Source organism: Ruegeria sp. CDSC085 (assembly GCF_059610465.1).
The window spans coordinates 73,373-79,906 of sequence record NZ_JBXWNR010000017.1 but is presented as its reverse complement, the minus strand read 5'-3'; the positions used below and the strand labels follow the sequence as shown (position 1 = coordinate 79,906).

Annotated in this window: 6 protein-coding genes and 1 tRNA gene; 4 read left to right on the top strand and 3 right to left on the bottom strand. The window is 56.7% G+C overall.

Annotated elements, in window-relative coordinates; all coding sequences use genetic code 11:
• Positions 1–156: 156 nt before the first annotated feature.
• On the bottom strand, positions 157–909 hold the full coding sequence (locus AC2FJB_RS18925; protein WP_496719992.1) for a site-specific integrase: 753 nt from the start codon (positions 907–909) through the stop codon (positions 157–159).
• A 163-nt stretch (positions 910–1,072) separates the two neighbouring features.
• Positions 1,073–1,146: transfer RNA gene (locus tag AC2FJB_RS18920), tRNA-Cys, on the bottom strand.
• 225 nt (positions 1,147–1,371) lie between these two features.
• On the opposite strand from AC2FJB_RS18920, the gene AC2FJB_RS18915 reads away from it, so the two are divergent.
• The 3 genes from AC2FJB_RS18915 to AC2FJB_RS18905 all read left to right on the top strand — a co-directional run bounded on the left by AC2FJB_RS18915 (position 1,372) and on the right by AC2FJB_RS18905 (position 4,386).
• Positions 1,372–2,025 (top strand): protein-L-isoaspartate O-methyltransferase family protein, encoded by a 654-nt coding sequence (locus tag AC2FJB_RS18915; RefSeq protein ID WP_496719994.1) that lies wholly within the window; start codon positions 1,372–1,374, stop codon positions 2,023–2,025.
• Between the two features lie 95 nt (positions 2,026–2,120).
• Positions 2,121–3,539, top strand: coding sequence for a TolC family outer membrane protein (locus AC2FJB_RS18910; RefSeq protein WP_496674806.1), 1,419 nt, complete (start codon positions 2,121–2,123; stop codon positions 3,537–3,539).
• A gap of 73 nt (positions 3,540–3,612) precedes the next feature.
• Positions 3,613–4,386, top strand: coding sequence for a hypothetical protein (locus tag AC2FJB_RS18905; protein WP_299895768.1), 774 nt, complete (start codon positions 3,613–3,615; stop codon positions 4,384–4,386).
• A 3-nt stretch (positions 4,387–4,389) separates the two neighbouring features.
• Here the strand turns inward: AC2FJB_RS18905 and AC2FJB_RS18900 are convergent, their stop codons facing one another.
• A complete protein-coding gene (locus AC2FJB_RS18900) occupies positions 4,390–5,847 on the bottom strand; it encodes a cobyric acid synthase (RefSeq protein ID WP_496719997.1) in 1,458 nt (485 codons plus the stop codon).
• 62 nt (positions 5,848–5,909) lie between these two features.
• Between AC2FJB_RS18900 and AC2FJB_RS18895 the strand changes: the two genes are divergently transcribed.
• Positions 5,910–6,479, top strand: coding sequence for a cobalamin biosynthesis protein CobQ (locus tag AC2FJB_RS18895; protein ID WP_496719999.1), 570 nt, complete (start codon positions 5,910–5,912; stop codon positions 6,477–6,479).
• Positions 6,480–6,534 lie beyond the last annotated feature (55 nt).

Sequence of the window (6,534 nt, the reverse complement as noted above, 5' to 3'; positions counted from 1 at the left end):
TCCTGATCTTCTCTTCTGCGGAGTACTGTTTGCGGGTCGCACGGCGAATGTCTTTTACGATCTTCTCACCGTGGCTCTGCTTGGTTCCGGGTTTCTTTCTCATCTCCACTCCTTGGCGGTTACGATGAGCCAGAAACCCTCTCTTATCAAATCGACCTAAACTGTCCCATTGGCGCTGACGTCAGACAGTAGCCGCAAAGCTTCTGTGCCATGCCGCACGCCAGTGTTTGCCAGAAACAGCACGTAGTTTCGCAGCACTTCGCGCGTCGCTATCGCTTTCTTGTCTTTCGTCTTTTTGTGCCAACTGCGCAGCGCCGTATAAATCTTCTTGTATTCTGCGTCCGTGAAGCTGCCTCTGCTTTCGCTTTTAACACCTTTGTTGAGCAGTGTGGGCCGCATAGATTTTACGATCCAGCCTTGCAGTTCCGCTTCATCCAACACTTTGTTTAGTGCTGCGTTGTGATTGTTGATGCCGCTTTGAGAGAACTGCTTTTTGTTCGTCTTGGTGCGCCACGCATCAAATGCCTTCAGTGCAGCCAAATCTATCTTGGCGACATCCGTGTTTCCAAAGTACGGAATAAGCCAAATGCGCAATGCTGAGATGTAGTCTTTGTAAGCTTGTTTGCCCGTCCCATTCTCCAAAGCCTCTTGCATGCGCTTGATGGTATACGAGGCAACATGCTTGAATTTGCGTGTTTGTGCAGGGAGGTTGTTTTTAATGCGCGCCTTGGTCTCGTGGTACAATTCAATTGCGCGCTCTTTGGCTTCCTCTAAGTCGTCCGTCTTTGTGCTTTTCACAACACGTTTGCCGTTGTCCAAAGTCAGCCGCACGTACCAATTTTCGCTGCCCTGGCGCTTATCCAGCTTCAGTTTTTTGTGCACATTTACAGTGGTTACGCCGTAGCTCATCGCGTGCTGCTTCGCCTAGTTGCCTGTTTTTTCTCAGTATACGGCAAAAGGTCTCAAAATGCAGTCGAATCTGCACGCGGACTGTGTACGAATTGTGCACGAAAATCACACGACTATATCTTGTGTTGTCTGGTGTAAGTTTGGCGGATTTTACAAGATGTTGTGGAGGCGAGTACCGGAATCGAACCGGTGTACACGGATTTGCAATCCGCTGCGTCACCACTCCGCCAACTCGCCTTTTCAAGTAAAATCAAATACTTGCCGTGGTGTGCGTGGGGTTTTAGCAGCTTTCCAAAGGGGCGTCCAGAGGATTGCGCGCAATTTTGACTACTAGATTGAAATTTGCCGAAGTCCGCGACGGCAAACGCGCAGGCGCAGGCGAGTTGCGTCAACAGGGCCGTTGCTGGCCGCTTCAGGATGTGGCACAAGCCGGGTAACTTTGGGAATGACACGAGAGATCCTATGACAGATTTCGCAGCCCGGCGCCGCACTATGGTTGACACGCAAATCCGACCTTCGGATGTTACAAAGTTCCCGATCATTGAGGCGATGCTGAATGTCCCGCGCGAAAACTTCGTACCTGATGCGCAGCGTGAGGCTGCTTATGTCGACGGCGTAGTCGATCTGGGTAATGGGCGCTGTATGCTAGAGCCGAGAACGTTGGCTAAAATGCTGGACGCGCTTAACATTTCAAACGATGAGATGGTTCTCGATATCGCTCCGGCGACGGGGTATTCCACGGCGGTTGCCGCGCGTATGGCCCAATTGGTTGTGGGTGTGGAAAGCGACGACTCGCTGGCGTCCGAGGCGCAAAGCCTACTGGCTGAGGCGGATGTGGACAACGCCATCATCCACGTCGGTCCGTTGGAACAGGGCGCGGCTGAGCATGGTCCTTACGATGCAATTATGGTGCAGGGCGGTGTCGAACGGGTTCCCGAGGTCCTGCTGGATCAGCTCAAGGAACACGGCCGGATCGCTTGCCTGTTTGTAGAAGGCAGTGTTGGGACTGTGCGGATCGGTCGAAAGGCCGGTGGCCGCGTCAGCTGGCGGGATACCTTCAACGCCAGTGCACCGATACTAGAGAGTTTTTCGGCGGAGTGTGCATTTTCGCTATAGTTCGCCGATAGATTTTTCTGGCGCCTTGAATAGTTGAAAAGAAGACCGCAAACTGCCTTCAGGGCAGTGTAATTTCGTTTTGAGAGGATTTCGGTATGCGTGGTTCAGCGACAGGCAAGCTGGTCAGGGCATTCGCAGTGACCGCAGGACTTGCCATCAGCGTTATGCCAGGGCGTCCGGTGTGGGCTGACAACATAACAGACGCCTTCATCGGCGCATATAACACAAGTGGCTTGTTGGAACAGAACCGGGCGCTGCTGCGAGCGGCAGATGAAGACGTGGCGATCGCACTTGCTGCATTGCGGCCGATCATCAACTGGACCGTACAGGTCAGCCAGGACTATACCCGGTCAAGGACCAGCAATGTGGTCACGACGACCGAGCCGTCCCGGTTTTTCACCGGGCTGGGACTGACCCAGCTTCTGTATGATGGCGGTGCTTCGGTTCTGGGCAAGCAATCGGCGCAGGAAACGGTTCTGTCGACACGGCAAACCCTGATCGACATTGAACAACAGGTGCTTATCCGCGCTGCGAACGCGTATCTGGGCGTGCTGCTACAGGAAGAGACAGTCGCAATTCGCCAGAACAACGTGGATGTTTCGGCGGAAGAACTTCGCGCATCGAATGATCGCTTCGAAGTCGGCGAAGTGACGCGCACGGACGTTGCGCTTTCCGAGGCGCAGTTGGCAAGCTCGCAGGCGGATCTTGCGGTTGCACGCGGTGAATTGAGCATTGCGCAAGCTGAATATGTCAACGCGGTTGGCAAGGCACCAGGGCGGACGGCTGGTCAACCAAGTCTGCCCAATCTGCCGCGGAGCGAGGCAGAGGCGATTAGTCTCGCGCAACGCAACCACCCGGCGATTCTGTCGGCGCAGCATCAGGTCCGGGCCTTTGATTTGATTGTGCAGCAACAGCGGGCCAACCTTGGGCCGAATGTCAGCTTGAACGCCGATGCGGGCGTGCGGGAAAGCTACGACAACAACGACTATGTAAATGACGCAACCGTTTCGCTGGACTTTACACAGCCGATTTACGCCGGTGGCCGGTTGGCCGCCAATGTGCGGCGCGCTATGGCAAACCGGGATGCGTCTCGTGCGAACCTACTCAATGTACAGAAGAACATCACGCAGGGTGTAACGGACCGGTATGCGGCTTTTCAGGCGGCCAGTGCCAGCCTCAGGGCATCTACGGAACGGGTTCGCGCCTCGCAAGTCGCATTTGACGGCATCCGGGAAGAAGCGACCTTGGGCGCCCGTACTACGTTGGATGTGTTGAATGCTCAGCAGGACTTGCTGGACGCGCAGTTGGCAGAAGTGGCATCCCGCACGGAACGATCCCGTGCAGCATATCAGCTATTGCAGGCGCAAGGTCTTTTGACGGCAGAACGTCTGGGGTTGGCGGTTCAGATCTATGATCCGACTTTGTACTACAATCTGGTCAAAAAAGCCCCCGCGCGTGTCAGCAAACAGAGCAAGGATCTGGATCGAGTCCTCAAAGCGTTGCGTCGGGACTAACCGGCAATACTATTTGTTGTAGGGCTCGGATTGTTTGGCTACACTCGATCCAACGATAGAGCGGTAGAGAACAATGTCTGATAATGTCGTGAAAGCAGGGATCGAAGACGTTCTGTCTTCGGTCAAACGTCTGGTCAGTGAAGATAGTCGTGGTAAACCCGCCCCGGATCAACAGGGTGCAACGCGTAAGCCGGGGCGTCTGGTGTTGACGGACGCGCTCCGCATCAGCAAACCCGCTCAGCCAGAGGTCATATCAGCCAAGCCGACCCCTGATGTTGCCGACTCGGCCAAGCCGATGCTGCTGCGCACCTGCGACATTGTCAGGGCAGGGGATCCGGCCAACACTTCGGATGACGAGGTGGAGGCAAAAGCTGCAAAATCCGGCTCATCTGATGACCCTGCGATCAGTCTGAGCGCCAAAATCGAAGCACTGGAAGCGGCAATCGCGCAAACCGAGGATCAATGGGAGCCGGATGGCGACAGCGGTGATGCTTATTCGGGTACACCGACTCAATCCCTGCCGTGGAATGTCGAAGAAGAGTTTGCCGCCGCAAGGTCCATCGTTCTGACTGACGAAGAAGATGCGGGCGATCCGCGGCCTGAGGCCGATACGGCCCAACACGTTGAGTTCATCCGATCCGCACAACCGGTTGAGGCCGATCCTGCCGCTGATGTGGCAGAAGACGTCGCGACAATGGACTTGGATGAAGAGACATTGCGCGACCTGATCGCGGAAGTTGTACGTCAGGAGCTGCAAGGTGCAATGGGTGAGCGGATCACGCGAAACGTGCGCAAGATGGTCCGACGGGAAATCGCTCGCGCGCTGAGCGCGAAAGATCTGGGATAAGATTCAGCCACGCTGCGGTGGCTGAGCCAGACTTAGCAGCAGGTCAAGATTCATGTGGCGTTCCAGATGATCCGCAAGATCGTTCAGCGCCTGCTCTACACCGTCTTCGTAAGCAATGTCCGACGTCACGCCCAGCGTTGACAAGTAGCGGGCGCGAAATGCGTCTGACGAGAAAATGCCATGCAGATAGCTGCCTTTGACCCGGCCGTTGCTGCTGGCCGCACCTTCTGGTCTGCCTTCGACTTCCAGCCAGGCGCGGGCGCGGTCCGGGCCGTCGGTGTGCCCCATGTGGATTTCGTACCCGCTAACCGGTTCCAGGTCGGGTAGGGCATGGGCCGAACGCAGAATGACCTGTTTCTGGCCGCCCATGACGGTATCGACGTTCAACAATCCCAATCCATCAATCTTGCCTGGCCGGCCATCCACGCCATCGGGATCGGAAATGGTTTTGCCCAGCATCTGATAGCCACCGCACAACCCCAGGACATGTCCGCCCCGGCGAACATGGGCATAGAGGTCGATATCCCAGCCCTGTGCCCGGAAATAGGTCAGGTCTCCGATTGTGGATTTGCTTCCGGGCAGCAGAACCAGATCGGCGTCGCCGGGCAGGGGGCGTCCGCCAGAGATGATCTCGACACTTACGCCGGGTTCGGCGGACAACGGATCGAGATCGTCGAAATTCGCCATTCGCTCAAGCTGAGGCACAACGACCTTGCTCACGCCGCCGGTATGGGAACGGATGTCCATCATGTCCTCGGCGGGCAGTTTCCATGCGTCGTGAAACCATGGCACGACGCCCAGACAAGGCCATCCGGTGCGTGCGGAGATGTCTTCGCGCCCTTCCTCAAACAGGGACACATCCCCTTTGAAACGATTGACCGCAAAACCCTTGATCTGCGCCCGGTCTCCTTCGTCCAGCACGGCCTGAGTGCCAACGATCTGCGCAATCACCCCGCCCCGATGAATGTCCCCGACCAGAACCACTGGTATCTCCGCGGCACAGGCAAACCCCATATTGGCGATGTCACCCTTGCGCAGGTTGGTCTCAGCCGGGCTGCCAGCGCCCTCGATCAGAACCAGATCAGCGTCGGCGCAGAGCCTGTCAAAGCTTTCCAGCGCCGCTCCCAATAGCTTGGATTTGTCCTTGCGGTAATCTCCGGCCTTCATCGTGCCAGCGCGCTTCCCCTGAACGATGATCTGCGCGCCGGTATCGGTTTCAGGTTTCAGCAGAATAGGGTTCATGTCCGTGTGGGGTGTCCGCCGTGCCGCACGGGCCTGAAGGGCCTGCGCGCGGCCAATTTCGCCCCCGTTTTCGGTGACGGCAGCGTTGTTCGACATGTTTTGCGGTTTGAACGGCGCGACCCGAAGCCCCCGACGCGTGTAGGCGCGCGCCAGCCCGGCCACCAGAACTGATTTTCCGACATTGCTGCCGGTGCCTTGAATCATGATGGCGCGAACCATGTTTTGTCTCCTATATGTCAGGGCGCAGATGATCTGATTTGAGCCGAAAGGGAAAGCCCCGGATGAACACGCCAGCACATCTTTTGATCGGGGCTGCCGCGTTTGCCCGGCCGCCGCAAGGACGTATTCTCTGGGCTGCGCTCCTGGGAGCGTTAATGCCGGACATGTCCCTGTATGTGATGGTGGGCGTGTCCCTTTTTGTGCTGGCCATTCCCGAACAGGTGGTCTTTGGGCAGCTCTACTTTTCCCCGGCCTGGCAGACCGTATTCGCCATAGACAATTCCTTTATCCTCTGGGGGTTGGCATTCCTGCTGGCAGTCTGGAGAGGTTGGCATGTTCTGGCTGTCGGTGCAGCGGCGGGTCTGTTGCATCTTGCGACAGATTTTCTGCTTCATGCGGGCGACGGACGGCCACAGCTCTGGCCTGTCAGCGACTGGGTGTTCCACAGCCCTGTCAGCTATTGGGACAGCGACCATCATGCCTTGTGGGTGGCGCCGGTGTCAGCCTTTGTCTGTCTGGCTGCATATGTTTTGCTGTGGCAGCGTGGATTGCCTGTTTGGGGCAAAGCTCTGTTCGCGACCATGCTGGCGGCTGAATTCTGGGTGGTGCGGCAATGGCTGTTGTTCTTTTGATCCAACAGCTTCATGCCTGACGATCGGGCATAGAAAAACGCGCTCTGATAGCAGA